Source organism: Nonomuraea solani (genome assembly GCF_900108335.1).
GTDB lineage: Bacteria > Actinomycetota > Actinomycetes > Streptosporangiales > Streptosporangiaceae > Nonomuraea > Nonomuraea solani.
This window is the reverse complement of sequence record NZ_FNVT01000024.1, coordinates 32,495-48,966: the sequence shown is the minus strand read 5'-3', so window position 1 is coordinate 48,966 and position 16,472 is coordinate 32,495. Positions and strand designations below refer to the sequence as shown.

Below are 16,472 nucleotides of genomic sequence, written 5' to 3'. Positions count from 1 at the left end.
CGTCCCCTGGCTCCCTTTTTATTCGATGGAGCCGTCCTTTTCCCGCTTGTAAGGTGACTCGAACCGAGGGGGTACCAGGGGAGGGATCATGCGCGTGCACTATCCGCGTACCCCTCACCTGCCCTGGTCACCCGGCGTGACCTCGGACGATATTCGCGCGGGCGACCTGTCCGGGCTGCGCGGGCGCGAGGTCGTCGTCACGGAGAAGCTCGACGGCGAGAACACCACCCTGTACGCGGACGGCCTGCACGCCCGCTCGCTGGACTCCGCGCACCACCCCTCCCGCGCGTGGGTCAAGGCGCTGCAGGGGCGGATCGGCGGGCGGATCCCGGCGGGGTGGCGGGTGTGCGGCGAGAACATGTACGCCCGGCACTCCCTCACCTACCAGGGGCTGGAGAGCTGGTTCTACGGGTTCTCGGTCTGGGCCGGCGAGCGCTGCCTGGGCTGGGACGGCACCGTCTCCTTCCTGCGCGACCTGGGCGTTCCGGTGCCGGCGGTGCTGTGGCGCGGGGTCTTCGACGAGCGGGCGCTGCGGGGGTTACGGCTGGACGCCGGACGGCAAGAGGGCTATGTCGTACGCGCCGTCGAGGGGTTCGGGCGGGAGGAGTTCGCGGGGCGGGTGGCCAAGTGGGTGCGCCGGGATCATGTACGCACCGACACGCACTGGATGCACGCCACCGTGGTGCCGAACGAACTCGGGCCTGGTGCCGCCCTGTGGGCGGTGCGCTCGGGCGCCGACCCCGACGCGAGCGCCCTGCTGACCGCGGTAGGCCTCACCGAAGCCGAAACAGCGGGTGCCGAAACAACGGGCGCCGGGGCTGAAACGGCGGACGCCGGGGCTGGGACGGCGGGCGTCGGCGCTGAAGCGGCGGGCGTCGGTGTGGAGGCTGTGGCCGAGGTGGCGGCCCGGCTGGACGCGATCGGCCGCTGCGGGGACGCCCGGCTGGCGGGCGTGCTGGCCGTGGTGTTGCGGTCCGTGCCGCGCGCCCGGTCGGCGGCGCGGCTGGCGGGGCCGCTGGGCATGCGGGCCGCGCGGCGGGTCGCGGACCTGGCCGGGCTGCACCGTGCGCTGCACCGGCCGTACCCGGACGACGAGCGGCGCACCGGGCTGAGACGCCTGGCGCCGGCCGCCGACCTGGGGGTGCTGCACGCCGTGGCGGCGGCCGTGCTGGCCGGGCGCGCGGACGAGGAGGCAGGTCACGAACGTGAGCAGGTCGAATGGTCGGCCCTGCACGCCGAGGACGCCGGCCTGCTCGGACCCGAGCCGCTGGAGCCGCTGCGGTCCGGCCTGCGCGAGGCCCTGGCCGGCCTCGACGCGGAGGCGGCCGACCGGTGCTGGGCGGAGGCGCGCGACGCCTGGGCCAGGGGAAAGGTGACCACGGTCGAGGAGGCCGTGGCGGCGACCTGGCGGTGGCGGTCGAAGCCGTTCCCCTGGCTGATCCAGCTCGTGGGGCCGTCGGGCAGCGGGAAGAGCACGTTCGCGGCCGGGCTGCCGGAGATCGACGTGCACCTGTCGCTGGACGACCTGCGCGCCGGCAGAGGCTCCCGTACGGACCAGCGGGCCAACCGCGCGGTGCTCGGCGACGGACTGGACCGGCTCGACGCCGCCCTGGCGGCCGGTGGCACCGTGGTGTGGGACGCCACCTCGCTCAACCAGCACCAGCGCTCCGTGGTCCACGCCGTGGCGCGCCGCCGCGACGCGCTGACGACGTACGCGGTCGTCCTGGTGACGGATGACGAACTGCACCGGCGCAACGCCCGCCGCGCCCACCCGGTGCCCTCGCACGTGCTGACCGCGCAACTGCACCGGTTCGTCCCGCCCTATCCCGGTCAGGCCCATCGCATCTGGTACGTCGGCGCGCACGGAACCGTCGACGACGTGGACGGCACGCTGGACGGGCGGGAGGCGTGATGCGTACCAGTGAGGAGATCTACCACCGGATCCGCTGGGACCCGAGGTTCGACCCGTCCAGATTCGTGCTGGGCGTCGGCCAGCGCAACGCCGACCCCAAGCGCGTCGCGTTGCCCGTCTTCACGCCGGGAGGCGAGATCCCCTGGCACCGGGTGCTGTTCGTCGAGGCGGACGGCGAGCTGGTCTGGGATCGCGCCACGGGCCTGGACCGGGTCGACACCTCCGAGGCCGGCCGAGCCCGGGACCCGCGACGCCTGCGTGCGCCGTTCTTCACCGCCGGCACCCCGCACGCCTGGGACCCGGCAGGCGGCTGGCGGCCCGCGACGGGGCGCGAGCACCCGGTTCACACGGCCGTGCGCGTGCTGACCTGGAACACGTTGTGGGATCGCTACGACGGTGACCTCATCGACACCGCCCGCCGCCGTCCCCTCCTCCTCGCGGCGCTCGAAGAGGCCGACGCGGACGTGATCGCCCTGCAGGAGGTCGAGCCCGCGCTGGTGTCGATGCTGCTGGCCGCCCCCTGGGTACGCGCCGGCTACACCCTTGGCACCGACCCGGGTGACCAGGACATCGACGACAGCGGGCTTCTGCTGCTCAGCCGCCTGCCCGTACGGGAGGCGGCCCGGCACGAGCTCGGCCCGCACAAGGGGGTGGCCGCCATCGTCGTGGACACCGCCACCGGCCCGCTCGTGGTCGCCGCCACCCACCTGACCAGCGACCATTCCACCGACGGCGCGGCCAGGCGGCGAGCCGAGCTGGCCCGGATCGCCGAAGGGCTGGCCGGCGTGGACGGTGACGTGGTCCTGGCAGGCGACTTCAACGACGGCACGGACCTGCCCGCGGCCGCGCTCGGTCTCCGTGACGCCTGGACGGAGGCGTACGGACCCGACCAGACCCCCACCTTCGACCCGGGCGCCAACCCGCTGGCGGCGCTCGCCTCCCTGTCCGGCCGGGCCGCACGGCTGGACCGGATCCTGCTCCGGGGCCGGCCCCGGGTGGTCTCGGCGGCTCTGCGCGGTGACACACCCGGCCCCGAGGGGCTGTACATCTCCGACCACTACGGGGTGGAGGCCGTCCTCGACGTCTCTGAGGACAGGGCCGGGACGCTCGACATGCCGCCGACGGCGCGTACGGCGGTGGCCTGGATCCCGCCGCAGGAGCTGTGGCCGGCGATCCAGGACGTCCGGCGTGCGCACGATCCGCAGATCGACCGGTGGCCGCCGCACGTCAACCTGCTCTTCGGCTTCGTACCGGAGTCGGAGTTCGAGGCGGCGGCGCCGTTGCTGGCCGCGGCGGCCGCCGAGATCGAGCCCTTCGCCGCCAGGCTGGAGGGGGTGCGGACGTTCCGGCATCGCGCCCACGTGACCGCCTGGCTCGACCCCGCCGCCGGCGACCCCGCTCCCTGGGCCCGTCTGCGGCACGCGCTCGAACGCCGCTTTCCCCGCTGCCAGGGACGTCCCGAGGGCTTCACCCCGCACCTGACGCTCGGCCGCACCGAAGACGCGATCCGCCTGCCCGGGATGACGGCGCAGGTCGGGGAGCTGGTGCTGCTGTCGCGTCGCGCGGACGAGCCCATGCGCCCCCGAGCGCGGATCGCCCTGGGCACGGGCGAAATTCACTGGCTCCCCGAGCCGGCGGCCAGCGAGAAAGAGCGACCCGATCGGGCGGCTCTGGCCGAGCGGGTGCTGCGGCAGGTGGAGGAGGCGCTGCGGCCGGGCATCGTGTACGCCGCCGGCTCCCGGCGCATGGGCTGCGAGCTCCCGGACGCGGACCTGGACCTCGTGGCCGCGCTGCCAGGCGCACCCGACATGGGTGAGGTCGAAGCCCGGGTGCGCGCGGCGCTGCCCGGCGCGGCCCGGCCGCGCCAGGTGATCGGCGCCCGCGTCCCCGGCCTGCGGTTCCGCGTGGCCGAGCTGGACGTGGACCTGACCGTGGTGCCCACCGGATCCCTCTCGGACGTGGTGGCGCGCCGTGCCGAGCTGGGCCAGGCAGCGGCCGTCGCCATGAGCGCCGTCAGTGACGCCGACGCGATCCGCGCCGCCGTCGGCCAGCACCATGCCCGTTTCGCCCGCCTGGCCCGGCAGGTCAAGGGCTGGGCGCGGGCCCGGGGCCTGGACTCCGCCCCGTTCGGCGGGCTGCCCGGCCTGGCCTGGACGGTGATGGCCGCGCACACCGTACGCGAGAACGGCGACCTCCCCGGCGACGACCTGCTGGGGGCCTTCTTCAGCACGTGGGCCGCCTGGAACTGGCGAGACCCGATCGCCCTCACCCCGGCCCCACCGGAACCGGACCCGGTCACGGTGATGACGCCCAGCGCCCCCGTGCGCAACTGCGCCCGCCACGTCACCCCCGGCGGCCTTGACCTGCTCACCCAGGAGCTCTACCAGGCATGGGAGCTCCTGGAGAGCGGCCGGTCCGCGGAACTGCCCGCCCCGCCGCCCCTCCACCGCCGCCACGCGGCCTGGGCGGTGGTGACCATACGCTCCGACGAGCTCGACGCCGCGATCGGCCGGGTCAGAGGACGGATGCTGGAGCTGACGACCGCCCTGGGAGGGGACGTGCACGCCTGGCCGCGCCCGTTCGAGAGCGGCCCCCGCCAGGTCCGCTACGCGATCGGCCTGGGCCGCACACCCCCGGCGGCCGCGCGGTTCGGTGAGATCACCGGCCGCTGGGCCAGGGACCTGCCCGGCGTCACGGCCGAGCAGGTCGAGTGCGGCGCCGTGCCGACGTTAACCTGAGGTCGCGAGCCAGGCCAGCGCCGCCGTGACCAGGGTTTCGACGCCGGTGCGCAGCGTCGGCGCGATCACCGGCGCGAACGCGGGGGAGTGGTTGCCCGGCACGTCCTCCGTCAGGCGCCCCTCCCGCTCGGCCCGCTCGTACGTCTCCGGATCGGCGCAGCCCAAGCCCCAGAAAACGGAAGGCGCCCCCGCCGCGTCACCGATGACGCCGAAGTCCTCGCTGCCCATGAACGGCGCCATGTCCCCCACCCGCCCGGCGCCGAGCCGGGAGGTGAGCGCCTGCCGCACGCGGGCGGTGGCGTCCGGATCGTTGACGGTGAGCGGAAAGGCGTTCAGGGGGCGCAGCTCCGGCGGACGCGGCGCGCCCGACGCCTCGGCCTCGGCCCGCACCACGCGTTCGACCCCGTCCAGCAGCCTGCGCCGGACCTCCGGCGAGAACGAGCGCAGGTTGACGGTGATGCTCGCCTCGTCGGCGATGACGTTCTCCTTGTGGCCGGCGTGGATCTGGGCCACGGTCAGCACGGCGCGCTCGAACGGCGACACCTCGCGCGACACGACCGTCTGCAGCCGCATGACGGTGGCCGCGGCCATGACCACCGGGTCCACGGTGCGCTCGGGCTGGGAGCCGTGACCGCCCCGCCCGTACAGGCGGATTTCGAGGCTGTCGGCGGCGGCCAGGACCTCGCCGGGGCTGATGAGCACCGTCCCCGCCGGCCACGGGAAGATGTGCTGGCCGAGCACGACGTCGGGGCGGCCGATCAGGTCGAGGAGCCCGTCGTCCACCATGGCGCGCGCCCCGCCCGCGACCTCCTCCGCCGGCTGGAACAGCGCCACCAGCGTCCCCCGCCAGCGGTCGCGCCCGTCGGCCAGCGCCCGGGCCGCGCCCGCCAGGCAGGTCACGTGCATGTCGTGGCCGCAGGCGTGCATGACCGGGATCTGCCGGCCCTCGGCGTCCGGCGCGGTGGCGGTGCTCGCGTACGGGAGCCCGGTCGCCTCCGCCACCGGCAGCGCGTCCATGTCGGCGCGCAGCACCACGGCCGGCCCGTCGCCGTTGCGCAGCACGCCCACGACACCCGTGCCCCCGACGCCCGTGCGCACCTCGAACCCGGCCGCGCGCAGCCGGTCGGCGGCGACGCCCGCCGTGCGCTCCTCCTGGAACGACAGCTCGGGATGCCGGTGCAGGTCGCGGTAGAGGCCGGCGAGCTCGTCGCACGTGGCGTCGTTGAGCCCGGCCAGGACGGCGTCGGTCGCAGGGGTCATGCGGATGTCCGTTCCAGTTCGGTGATCTCTTCGGCGAGTGTACGGCGCGCGCTCTCGACCTGTTCGGCCGTGGGCGCCGTCCGGGGGAATCCGGCGGGCAGGCCGGCCAGCACCGTGGCGTAGAGGGCCGCGCGGCGCGGGGTCCTGGCCGGCAGCGGCAGCCGGAACAGGGCCGCCACCAGGCGATCCACGCCATCGGTGTCGAAGACCGACTCCCACGCCTGCCGCTCGGGCCCGGCCGCGGCGACCGGCCGCGGCTCGGCGCGGGCCACCCGGGTGGCCTCCTCATCCAGGGCCGTGCCTGTCAACACGACGCCGTACGTGCTCCGCGCCGCCTCCGGGGTCACCACGCCGCGCTCCACGTCGGCGAGCACCGCCTCGACGTCCCTGGTGAAGGGGTCGCCGTAGCCGCCCGCGCCCGAGGTCAGCAGGGTGACGACGTCGCCGGGCTCCAGCGGCAGCACGTCGATCTTGTCGTGCCGGACCTCGCGCGGGGTGCCCGCGTTGACGATCAGCTCCGTGGGCGCGCCGGGGCCCCCGCCGCGTACGCCCCAGGGCCGGAAGCACATCCGTTCCAGCCCCCTGGCCAGCAGCTTCGAGCCTTCACCGCGGACGACGAAGGTGAGTTCGAGCCCGCAGCCGCCCCGCCAGCGGCCCGCGCCGCCGGAGTCGGGACGCAGGGCGTACCGGAGGATCTCGACCGCGATCTCCGTCTCCACGGTCTCGACCGGGTTGTTCGACAGGTTCGAGATGCCGCTGTCGCGGCCGTCCACGCCGTCCGCGCCCTCGCGCGCGCCCGTACCGCCCACCATCGGCTCCAGGACCTGGACGTTCTGCCGTGCGCCGTGCCGTTCGGCCACCACGACCGGCACCACCAGGCCGCTGGAGGCGGCCGGCAGCACGTGCGGCGCGGCCAGCCCGAGCGCGCCGCCGACCGCGTCGTTGACCCGGTTGGCCGAGGCGTGCCGCACGCCCACCGCCGCCGGCGACACGGGGTTGACCAGAGAACCCTCCGGCGTCGTGACGCTGATCGGCGCGATGAGCCCGGCGTTCAGCGCGATGCCCGGGTCGAGCGTGCAGATGAGCGCGAGCACCCGCGTGGTGATCCACGCGTGCGGGCGCCCCAGCGTCGCGATGTTGAACGCGGCCGCCACCTGCGGATCCGTGCCCGTGAAGTCGAGGTGCAGGTCGCCGCCCGAGAGAGTGGCGGTGACCGACAGCCGCACGGGGATGCGCGACACCGCGTCGTCGTCGAGGTAGTCCACGAACCGGTGGGTCCCGTCGCCCAGGCTCGCCAGCGCGGCCCTGGCCCGGCCGGCCGTGTAGGCGACCAGGTCGTCCTGGGCGGCCAGCACCGTGTCCGCGCCGTGCTGGGCGATGACGCCGGACAACCGCTCACGGCCGGTACGCAGCGCAGCGCGCATCGCGCGGATGTCGCCCTGGTTCGCCTCGGGCGTCCGGCTGTTGGCCGAGATCAGCGCCTCCACGTCCCGGACCGGCGCGCCCGCGCGGACCAGCTTCACCGGCGGGATCTGCAGGCCCTCCTGGAAGATCTCGTCGTTGACCGGCGACAGGCTGCTCGGCACCCGGCCACCGATGTCGGAGCAGTGGATGAACGCCCAGCCGTACCCGATCAGCTCGCCCTCGTGGAAGTACGGCTCGATGAGCTGGATGTCGGTCAGGTGCGTGGCCAGGCCACCCGACCGGTACGGGTCGTTCGTGATGATCACGTCACCCGGTTCCAGCGGGCCCGCGGCCTCGACGGCGGTCAGCACGTTCAGGCCGACGAAACCGGAGACGCCCATGCCGTTCGGGTAGGCGACGAAACCGCCGTCGAGCCCGGCGAAGGCGCAGCAGAAGTCCGCGGTCTCCTTGACGTACAGGGACCGGCTCGTGCGCTGCAGGGTGAGGCACATCTCCTCGGTCATGGCCGTCAGCCGGTTACCGACGATCTCCAGGGTGACGGGGTCGAGCCGCACGTTCAGGCCTTTCTGCGACGGAGGTGGAGGTTGCCCGCGCGATCGACGTCGCCGGACCAGCCGGGCGGCACGACCACGGTGGTGTCGTCCTGCTCGACGATCGCCGGGCCGGCGAAAGCGTCGCCGACGCCCAGCTCAGCGCGGTGGTGCACGGCGGCGTCGTGCCAGGCGCCGGCCAGCAGGACGCGGCGGCGCCCGGCGGGGCGGGGCTCGCCGGTGCCCGGGGGCACGGTGGCGGACGGCAGGTCGGCGACCGGGCTGACGACGTCGAGGCGGGCGGTGCCCAGTTCGATGGGGGCGTGCTGGTCGCGGAAACCGTAGAGCCGCTCGTGCTCGGCGTGAAACGCCTCCGCCACGGCCGCCCGGTCACCGAACGGGTTCTCACCACCGCCGGGAAGGGGCACGCGGAGTTCGTAGGCCTGGCCGGCGTAGCGCATGTCGGCCGCCGCCGAGAGCCGCAGCCGTGTCTGCGGGCCGGTGGCGTGCTGGTCGGCGAGCCACTCGCGGGCCTGGTCCGACAGCTCGGCGAGCACGTCGGCCAGGCGCGCGGCCCCGGCCGCGTCGAGGGTGCGGCGCAGGCTGCGGGCGAAGTCGCGGCGCAGGTCGGCGCCCGCCGCGCCCAGCGCGCAGAACGTCGCCGCCGTCGGCGGCACCACGATGTGCGCCACTCCGACCTCCTCGGCCAGTATGGCGGCGTGGGTCGGGCCCGCGCCGCCGAACGGGACGAGCGTGAACCGCCTGGGGTCGAGGCCGCGCTGCGCCATGATCTTCTGCAGCTCGGTCGCCATACCGGCGGTCGCCACCCGCAACGCCCCCGCCGCGACCTCCTCGGCACCCCCGCCCGGCCCGTTGCTGAGGGTGATCTCGGACAGGGCCTTGCCGGAGGCGCCGGGGTCCAGGCGCATGCGGCCGCCCAGGAACGTCGCCGGGTCGATCAGCCCCGTCACCAGGTAACAGTCGGTGATGGTCGGCCGGTCGCCGCCCCGTCCGTACGCCACGGGCCCCGGATCCGCGCCCGCGCTGGCGGGGCCGACCTTGAGCACGCCGTGTCCGTCCGCCCAGACGACGGAGCCGCCGCCCGCGCCGATCGCGTTCACGGCGACGACGGGCAGGATCAGGGGCAGTCCGCCCACCGTCGTGTGGGTGGCCAGCTCGGGCGTGCCGCCGACCGTCACGGCGATGTCGCTGCTGGTCCCGCCCATGTCGAAGGTGACGATGCCGGTGAGGTCCGCCTCGCGGGCCAGCCGCGAGGCCGCCGCCACACCGGCCGCGGGGCCCGACAGGACCGTTTCGATCGGCCGTTCCGCCGCCGAGCGCAGGCTCATCGAGCCGCCGTTGGACGCGCTGATGAAGATCGGCGCCGACACGCCCAGCGCCCGTACGCGCTGCTCCAGCCGCCTGAAGTAGTCGTCCATGAGGGGCTGGATGTAGGCGTTCAGGCAGGCCACGAGCGCCCGCTCGTACTCGCGGACCTCCGGCCAGACGGTCGCCGAGGCCGTCACCGGCAGGCCCGGCAGCCGCTCCCGCAGGCTCGCCGCGATGCCCTCCTCGAAGGCCGGGCGGGTGTAGCCGTGCAGGACCACGACGGCCGCCGCGTCCGCGCCGATCGCCGCCAGCCGTGCCGCCACCCGGTCGAGGGCGTCGGCGTCCGGCTCGGTGACGGGGTCGCCGCCGGGGCCGAGGCGGGCCGGGATCTCGACGATGCGGTTGCGGGGGACGAGGGGCTCCTCCTTGCCCGCGTACAGGTCGAACGAGGACGGCATGCGGCTGCGGCCGATCTCCAGCAGGTCGCGGTAGCCCTCGGTCACGACCAGCGCGATGCGCGCGCCGCGCCGCTGGATGATGGCGTTCAGCCCGATCGTGGTGCCGTGGGTGACGCCCGCGACCTCCTCAGGCCGCAGCCGGGCCTGTCCGAGGATGGCCGCCAGCCCGTCGGCGACCGCCAGGGAGGGGTCGGCGGGCGTGCTCGGCTCCTTGTGGTGGACGACCAGACCGCGCTCGGGCACGACGGCGACGAGGTCGGTGAACGTACCGCCGACGTCGATGCCGATCCTGGCGGTCGACGAATTCACAATGCCTCCGAGATTCGGGCGAAACGGTCGGCCACCACCATCACGACCACGCTCGCGGCCATGAGCAGGGTGGACACCGCGGCCATGGACGGGTCGAGCTGGTACTGCACGGCCGAGAAGATGCGCAGCGGCACCGTCGTCGTGTTGGCGCCCGCGACCAGCGCCGTCACGGCCACCTCGCCCAGAGACGTGACCCCGGCCAGGATCGCGCCCGCGAGGATGCCGGGCCGCAGCAGCGGCAGCGTGACGGTGAAGAACACCCGGGCCGAGCTCGCGCCCAGGCTCGTGGCGGCCCGTTCGAGCACCGGGTCGAGCTGGGCGGCGCTCACCATGACGGCGCGTACCACGAAGGGCAGCGCCACCAGCGAATGCGCCAGCCACAGGCCCGGCAGCGAGTTGATCAGGCCGATGCCGTGGAAGTAGTACAGCAGCCCGAGCGCGACGATGATCTCCGGCACCATCAGCGGCGACAGCGCCAGCCCCGTCAGCAGCCTGCGGCCGGGAAAGGAGCCCTGGGTCAGCCCGTACGCGGCCAGCGTCCCGATCACCACGGTCGTCGGCACGACCAGCAGCACCAGCAGCCCGCTCAGCCGGAACGAGACCTGCCAGTCGGGCGAGCCGAGCACCTCGGCGTACCAGCGCGACGACACCCCCGACGGCGGGAACGCCATCGACCCCGACGGGTTGAACGAGCTGACGACCAGCACCACGAGCGGCGCGATCAGGAACAGGAACACGATCGTCGCCAGGACCACGCCGGTCAGGCGCACGGCTCTGTCGTAACCCCGCTCAGCCATGCAGCCGCCTCTCCCAGATCCGGAACACGCCCGCCAGCAGCGTCGTGGACACGACGGTCAGGGCCAGCAGCGCGAAGCTCAGCGCCGCCGCCACCGGGTAGTCGAACACCGTCGACACCTGCTCGTAGACGCGGATGCCGGTGAGCGGCTGGGTCACCCCGCCGACCAGCAGCGGCGTGATGTAGATGCCCATGGCCAGCGCGAACACGATCAGCGCGCCGGTGACCACGCCGGGCAGGCTCAGCGGGACCGTGACCCGCAGGAACGTCCTGACCGGGCCCGCGCCGAGCGTCTGCGACGCGCGGTGCAGGTTGCGGTCCATGCCGCCGAGCGCCGTGGTCAGCGGGATGATCGCGAACGGCAGCAGCACGTGCGTGACGGCGACCACGACCGCCGGGTAGCTGGTGAGCAACTGGGCCGGCTGGTCGCGCAGGCCCGTCGCGACGAGCGCCTTGTTGACCACGCCGTTGCCCGACAGCAGCACCACCCAGCCGTAGGTGCGGACGACCACGCTGGTCAGCAGGGGTGAGATCACGATGACGAACAGCAGGGTCCGCGCCACCCCGGGCCGCCGCCGGGCCAGCGCGTAGGCGGCCGGGTACGCCAGCAGCACGCACAGCACGGCCACCAGGAGCGCGGTGGCTCCTGTCTGGATGAGGGAGCCGTAGAAGTACGGATCGGTGAAGACCCGTCCGTACTGGGACAGGGTCCAGCCGGACACGGCGGCGTTGAAGGAGTCGGCGGGACTGAAGCTCAGGCGGAGCAGGCGGGCGAGGGGGACCAGGAACAGGGCCGCCAGGAAGACGACCAGCGGCAGCACATAGACCCAGCCCCGCCGCCGCGCCCGGGACCCGGCTTCTTGGGATGCGGACGTCATGGGGTCTCCGCCGGCCGTTCCAGGACGATCATGTCGGCGCGGTCCCAGTTCGCCACGACCGGCGTGCCCGCGCCGGGCGGGTCCGCCGCTCCGGCGCCGGTGTCGGCGATCTGCGCGCTGAGCGTGCGCCCGTCGGCCAGGCGCACCTCCACGTGCCAGGCGTCACCGGCGAAGGCCCGGTAGCCGACGGTCCCCGGCACACTCGCGGCGGCCTCGGACACGGTCGTGCCGGGCTCGGCCAGGCGGATCCGCTCAGGCCGGATCGCGACCACCGCCCGCTCACCCTCACCAAAGTCAAGCGCGCCGTCGACGGTCAGGCCGCCGAGGTCGAGGCCGCCGGACTCCGTCACCGTCCCCTCCAGGACGTTGGCCGCGCCGATGAACTGGGCCACGAACCGGGTCGCCGGCCGCCGGTACACCTCGTCCGGCGTCCCGATCTGCTCGATCCGCCCGCCGTTCATCACCGCCACCCGATCGGACAGCGCCAGCGCCTCCTCCTGGTCGTGGGTGACGAACACCATCGTGGTCCCGATCCGCGCCTGGATGGCCCGCAGCTCGACCCGCATCTCCCTCCGCAACTTGGCGTCCAGGTTCGACAGCGGTTCGTCGAGGAGCAGCACGGCGGGCCGGATGGCCAGGGCGCGGGCCAGCGCCACCCGCTGCTGCTGCCCGCCGGACAACTGCTTGGGCCGCCGGTCGGCGTACCCCTCCAGCCCGACCAGGCGCAGCGCCTCGCGTACCCGCTCCTCCCGCTCGGCCTTGCCGAGCCGCCGCACGCGCAGCCCGTACGCCACGTTGGCGGCCACCGTCATGTGCGGGAAGAGCGCGTAGCTCTGGAACACCATCCCCAGCCCCCGCCGGTACGGCGGCCGGCCGGTGACGTCGGCCCCGTCGATCACGATGCGTCCCGCCGTCGGCCGGACGAAGCCCGCGATCGAGTTGAGCAGCGTGGTCTTGCCGCAGCCGCTGGGCCCGAGGATGGACAGGAACTCGCCCTTGCGGATCGACAGCCGGTCGAGGTCGAGCACCCGCGCGCCCTCGTACCCGGCGGTCAGGTCCTCGATCTCGACGTGCCCGGCGGTCGTCTGGATCAGCCGAAGATCTGGTTCCACCGCTGCTGCCATTCGTTGAGCTTGGGGGTGGCGACCGTGTAGTCGACCCAGATGAACTTCTCGAAGACCTCGGGCCCGTGCTGTACGCGCTGCTCGAAGGGCTCGCTGTAGTCGATCGAGTCGTTGCCGGCGGCGTACCAGGTGCCTTCGGCGAACGGCTTCTGGTTCCGCGCCGCCGTGAGCTGGTCGAGGAACTTGGTGGCCAGGTCGCCGTTCTTGCTGCCGGCGGCGACGAAGTACGAGGTCAGCGCGCCCACCGGCCCCGACTTCGGGTACGTGAACCCGATGGGGGAGCCCGCCTGGGCCATGGCGAAGGCGCGGCCGTCCCAGAAGGGCATGATCCAGGCGTCGCCGTTCTCCATGACGGTGGCGGCGTTGCCCGCGTTGGCCGGGAAGGACGACACGCAGTCCTTGAGCGTCTCCAGCTTGGCGAACGCCTTGTCCACGGCGGCCGGGTCCGACAGCTTGCCGCCCTCGCTGGTGACCAGGGCGGAGAAGAACTCCAGCCCGGGGTTGTAGGTCAGCGGGGGCAGGGCGACGTGCCCGCAGTAGCGCTTGTCGAAGATGTCCGACCAGTCCTGGGGAGCGGTCTTGATCTTGTCGGTGCGGTAGAGGAGGCCGGTGGAGCCGGTGGTCAGCGGCACGCCGTACTGCTTGCCCTGGTAGGCCGACTTCCCGCTGAGCACGGGGTCGAGCTGCTTCCAGTTGGTCAGCTTGGCCGTGTCGAGGGGCTGGAGCAGGCCCGCCGACGCCGCGGGCAGCGAGGCGTCGGGGGTGAAGGCGATGACGTCGAACGGCGGGTTCTGGCCGCCGGCCGCGCGCAGCTTGGTCAGCCATTCGGCGTTGGCGCCGTACACGAGGTTGACCTTGGCGCCGGTCTCGCGCTCGAACGGCTCCACGAACGACTTCTTGAACAGCTCGCCCCAGGCGCCCGCGAAGGCGGTCACCGTGATCTGCCGCTGCCCGCCGGAGTCCGTGCCGGCGGTGGACGAGCCGCCCGTGTCCACGCCGCCGCACGCCGAGAGCGCCAGCGTCAGCACCGTGCCCGCTCCCGCCAGGACCGTGAGTCCGCGCTTCATATTTCCTTCCCATCGGAACGGCCGGCCAAGGGAACGGAGGCAGGGCACGGCTGATGGGACCGCGCTTGCCGCCGGAAGCTCAGCTCGACGACCATGTCATCACCCGGGGCACCCCGCCGCGGTAGGGAGGGTTGCCGTCCAGCAAGCCGGGGCTTAGCACTGGACTCGTGACATAACCAACTATAACAGTAGGACTTATCGGTATTTACTTGGGGTGCTTCATCACGATAGTCCGATTTATGTGGCTTTGCCCACTGGGCCGATCGAGCCGCGCCGGATCAGGGTCGCGGGAAGGGGCACGAGGGGTGGCGGGTTCGTGGCACCGCCGATCAGCGCGGCGAGCCGGGCCCCGGCCGCGTACCCGATGTCGTACGTCGGCTGCGCCACCACGGTGATCGCCGGCGTGACCAGCCGCGCCCACGGCTGGTCGTCGTACATCAGGACCGACACCTCATCCGGTATCCGCAGGCCCTCCTCCTGCAATGCCCCCACGACGACCTGGCCGATCAGGCTGTCGGACGCGATCAGGGCCGTCGCCGGGTCCGCGCCGCGCACGAGATCGACCACGGCCCGCCGGATCGCCGCCTCGTCGTGCCGGCAGGGCCGCAGTAAGTCGGTGTCCCAGGTCAGGCCGCGCTCGGTGAACCCGCCGACCAGGCCGGCGACACGGGCCGCCACGGGGGACGGCAGCGGGTGGGGCCCGTCCGTGCGCACGTCGCTGCCCTCGGCGGTGGTGATGTAGCCGATCCGGCGATGCCCCAGGGCCAGCAGCTGGTCGGCGGCCTCGCGCGCCGCGGGCTCGATCTCGACCCGTGCCGCGTCCACGAGTACGAGGTGGCGCACGGCTACGACAGCCACCTGATCGACCCGGACCGGGTGGCCGAATGCACCCCCGGTCCCCGGCGACGGCGATCCGGTGCTCGGCCGGGTCGACGAGGTCGGCGGGCTCTGGGCCGCCTTCACCCACAGCGGCGCCACGCTCGCGCTGATCGCGGGGGAGCTGCTGGCGTACGAGATCGGCACCGGCCGGGCGCACCCCATGCCGGCCCCGTTCAACGTGCGCCGGTTCACTGAGTGAGCACCGCGTCGATGTGACTGGTGTCGGGCGTCAGCGTGACGCCCAAAGCCTTATCCCCGAGGTCGGCGGGGTCTGCGGGGTCGGCCCCGCTCGTCCTCCTCCCACCGCCGGCCCGGTCCCGACCCCGCCACGGCGTCGCGTTTGTCGAGCGGCGGCCGCCACACGCTCTCCGCGTCGGTCATACCGCCCGGCGCGCGGCACGCGGTCCCACGATGGCCACCGGAACCTGTTGACGGAGGTCGCTCCATGCATGTCACCTCTCTCCGGCCGGTTTCGCTCAGACCAGGCGGCCGAGTGCCCGCAGGGCCAGCCGGGCCATGGGGTGGTAGAGGAGTGCGGGGATGGTGGTGTGGCCGTTGACGTACTGGTCGAACATTCGCCATACCGGCGGCAACCGGGTCAGGCTGCCGTGGATGAGGCCGGGGCGTCTGGCGAAGATGTTCATGATCTGCCGGGACGCCTGCATCTCGGCGCCGAGCGTCGCGGTCACCGTACGGGCGTAGTCGGCCCCGGCCTGCCCGGCCGCCGCGTCACCGGCCGCACCCGCGATCCGCACGGCCGCCTCACCGGCCCAGACGCCGGAGCGCAGCGCGAACGAGATGCCCTCGCGCGACCACGGATCGCACAGCCCCGCCGCGTCACCGGCCACGACGACGCGCCCGCGCGCGAGCGGCGAACCCGGGTGGCGGCACCGCGTCAGATGGCCGGTGTCGTGCAGCGGCTCCGCGTCGGCGAGCTCGTAGCGGGCCAGGAAGTCCCGCATGTAGGCCCTGGTGGCCTCGCCCCGCCCCCGGGCGGCCACCACGCCGGCGGTGCAGATGTCCCCTTTCGGGAACACCCAGCCGAACGACCCCGGCAACGGACCCCACTCGATCAGCATGCGCCCGTGCCACCGCGCCGCCGCGCGGTCGCTGACCGGCACCTCCACCTCCAGCGCCAGATCGGTCTGTACGCAGCGCACCCCGATGTGCCGGGCGACCCTGCTGGCGCTGCCGTCCGCGCCGACCAGGACCCGGGCCCGGATCGTCTCCCCGCCGGAGGTCCGTACGCTGACCGGCCCGTCGTCGTCCACCCCGGCCAGCGCCGTGCCGTCGCGCACCTCGGCGCCCGCCCCGGCCGCGACGTCCGTCAGGGCGGCGTCCAGTTCGTCGCGGAACACCATCTGGATCGGCTGCTCGCCGGACGAGGTGAGGGTGCGCTCTTTGCGGCCCTCCCAGTTGAAGATGAAGGAGTGGGCGACGTCGCGCACGCGTACCGGCAGGCCGGCGGGCAGCGCCGCCTGGGCGCCGCCGATCAGGCCCCCTCCACAGGTCTTGTACCTCGGGATGATGGAACGTTCCAGAATCAGCACCCGGCACCCGGCCTCCGCCGCCACCCGGGCCGCGGAGGCGCCCGCGGGGCCGGCGCCGACGACCACGACATCCCATATCGGCTCTTGGTGGATGGCGCCCACCTCCTCCGGTAAAACGGTAGACGTCGAGCGAGACCCTGCGGAATCACCCCGAAAGCGCAACCGCCATTACCAGAGAGTGACGATATAATTACAGAGAGTAGTCATTTGGGGCTGC

The 16,472-nt window shown here is 73.6% G+C and carries 12 protein-coding genes and 1 riboswitch; of the genes, 3 read left to right on the top strand and 9 right to left on the bottom strand.

The genetic code is table 11. The annotated features are described in order from the left end of the window. Nucleotides 1-88: 88 nt before the first annotated feature. Both C4V41_RS50275 and C4V41_RS50270 read left to right on the top strand, forming a co-directional pair. On the top strand, nt 89-1,912 hold the full coding sequence (locus tag C4V41_RS50275) for an RNA ligase family protein (RefSeq protein WP_103963179.1): 1,824 nt from the start codon (nt 89-91) through the stop codon (nt 1,910-1,912). Next, nucleotides 1,912-4,650: a poly(A) polymerase gene (locus tag C4V41_RS50270; RefSeq protein WP_103963178.1), complete on the top strand. Its 2,739-nt coding sequence runs from the start codon at nt 1,912-1,914 to the stop codon at nt 4,648-4,650. The genes C4V41_RS50275 and C4V41_RS50270 overlap by 1 nt, the downstream gene beginning before the upstream one ends. Here the strand turns inward: C4V41_RS50270 and C4V41_RS50265 are convergent. The 8 genes from C4V41_RS50265 to C4V41_RS50230 form a co-directional block, all read right to left on the bottom strand. Beyond that, nucleotides 4,642-5,910 (bottom strand): amidohydrolase, encoded by a 1,269-nt coding sequence (locus tag C4V41_RS50265; protein ID WP_103963177.1) that lies wholly within the window; start codon nt 5,908-5,910, stop codon nt 4,642-4,644. The genes C4V41_RS50270 and C4V41_RS50265 overlap by 9 nt on opposite strands. After that, a complete protein-coding gene (locus C4V41_RS50260) occupies nt 5,907-7,889 on the bottom strand; it encodes a hydantoinase B/oxoprolinase family protein (protein WP_103963176.1) in 1,983 nt (660 codons plus the stop codon). The genes C4V41_RS50265 and C4V41_RS50260 overlap by 4 nt, the downstream gene beginning before the upstream one ends. Nucleotides 7,890-7,891: 2 nt before the next feature. Next, complete coding sequence (locus C4V41_RS50255; RefSeq protein WP_103963175.1) at nt 7,892-9,961, bottom strand: hydantoinase/oxoprolinase family protein; 2,070 nt, start codon at nt 9,959-9,961, stop codon at nt 7,892-7,894. Beyond that, nucleotides 9,958-10,758: an ABC transporter permease gene (locus tag C4V41_RS50250; protein ID WP_103963174.1), complete on the bottom strand. Its 801-nt coding sequence runs from the start codon at nt 10,756-10,758 to the stop codon at nt 9,958-9,960. Before C4V41_RS50250 ends, C4V41_RS50255 begins: the two co-directional genes overlap by 4 nt. Continuing rightward, nucleotides 10,751-11,635 (bottom strand): ABC transporter permease, encoded by an 885-nt coding sequence (locus tag C4V41_RS50245; protein ID WP_103963173.1) that lies wholly within the window; start codon nt 11,633-11,635, stop codon nt 10,751-10,753. The genes C4V41_RS50250 and C4V41_RS50245 overlap by 8 nt, the downstream gene beginning before the upstream one ends. Continuing rightward, nucleotides 11,632-12,747 (bottom strand): ABC transporter ATP-binding protein, encoded by a 1,116-nt coding sequence (locus C4V41_RS50240; protein ID WP_235030890.1) that lies wholly within the window; start codon nt 12,745-12,747, stop codon nt 11,632-11,634. The genes C4V41_RS50245 and C4V41_RS50240 overlap by 4 nt, the downstream gene beginning before the upstream one ends. Then, nucleotides 12,726-13,826, bottom strand: a complete 1,101-nt coding sequence (locus C4V41_RS50235) for an ABC transporter substrate-binding protein (protein ID WP_103963171.1) — start codon at nt 13,824-13,826, stop codon at nt 12,726-12,728. Before C4V41_RS50235 ends, C4V41_RS50240 begins: the two co-directional genes overlap by 22 nt. 56 nt (nt 13,827-13,882) lie before the next feature. Continuing rightward, a riboswitch (SAM riboswitch) is annotated at nt 13,883-13,999 on the bottom strand. A gap of 64 nt (nt 14,000-14,063) precedes the next feature. Further along, entirely contained in the window at nt 14,064-14,684 is a 621-nt protein-coding gene (locus C4V41_RS50230; protein WP_160150671.1) for a substrate-binding domain-containing protein, read from the bottom strand. 58 nt (nt 14,685-14,742) lie between these two features. On the opposite strand from C4V41_RS50230, the gene C4V41_RS62445 reads away from it, so the two are divergent. Further along, nucleotides 14,743-14,904 (top strand): hypothetical protein, encoded by a 162-nt coding sequence (locus tag C4V41_RS62445; RefSeq protein ID WP_200824792.1) that lies wholly within the window; start codon nt 14,743-14,745, stop codon nt 14,902-14,904. A 277-nt stretch (nt 14,905-15,181) separates the two neighbouring features. On the opposite strand, the gene C4V41_RS50220 is transcribed toward C4V41_RS62445, so the two are convergent. Then, on the bottom strand, nt 15,182-16,357 hold the full coding sequence (locus C4V41_RS50220) for a geranylgeranyl reductase family protein (RefSeq protein WP_200824791.1): 1,176 nt from the start codon (nt 16,355-16,357) through the stop codon (nt 15,182-15,184). Nucleotides 16,358-16,472: the final 115 nt, after the last annotated feature.

Coding starts and splice junctions, on each gene's coding strand:
- C4V41_RS50275 (WP_103963179.1), top strand. CDS start 89: ATGCGCGTGCACTATCCGCGTACCCCTCACCTGCCCTGGTCACCCGGC.
- C4V41_RS50270 (WP_103963178.1), top strand. CDS start 1,912: ATGCGTACCAGTGAGGAGATCTACCACCGGATCCGCTGGGACCCGAGG.
- C4V41_RS50265 (WP_103963177.1), bottom strand. CDS start 5,910: ATGACCCCTGCGACCGACGCCGTCCTGGCCGGGCTCAACGACGCCACG.
- C4V41_RS50250 (WP_103963174.1), bottom strand. CDS start 10,758: ATGGCTGAGCGGGGTTACGACAGAGCCGTGCGCCTGACCGGCGTGGTC.
- C4V41_RS50245 (WP_103963173.1), bottom strand. CDS start 11,635: ATGACGTCCGCATCCCAAGAAGCCGGGTCCCGGGCGCGGCGGCGGGGC.
- C4V41_RS50235 (WP_103963171.1), bottom strand. CDS start 13,826: ATGAAGCGCGGACTCACGGTCCTGGCGGGAGCGGGCACGGTGCTGACG.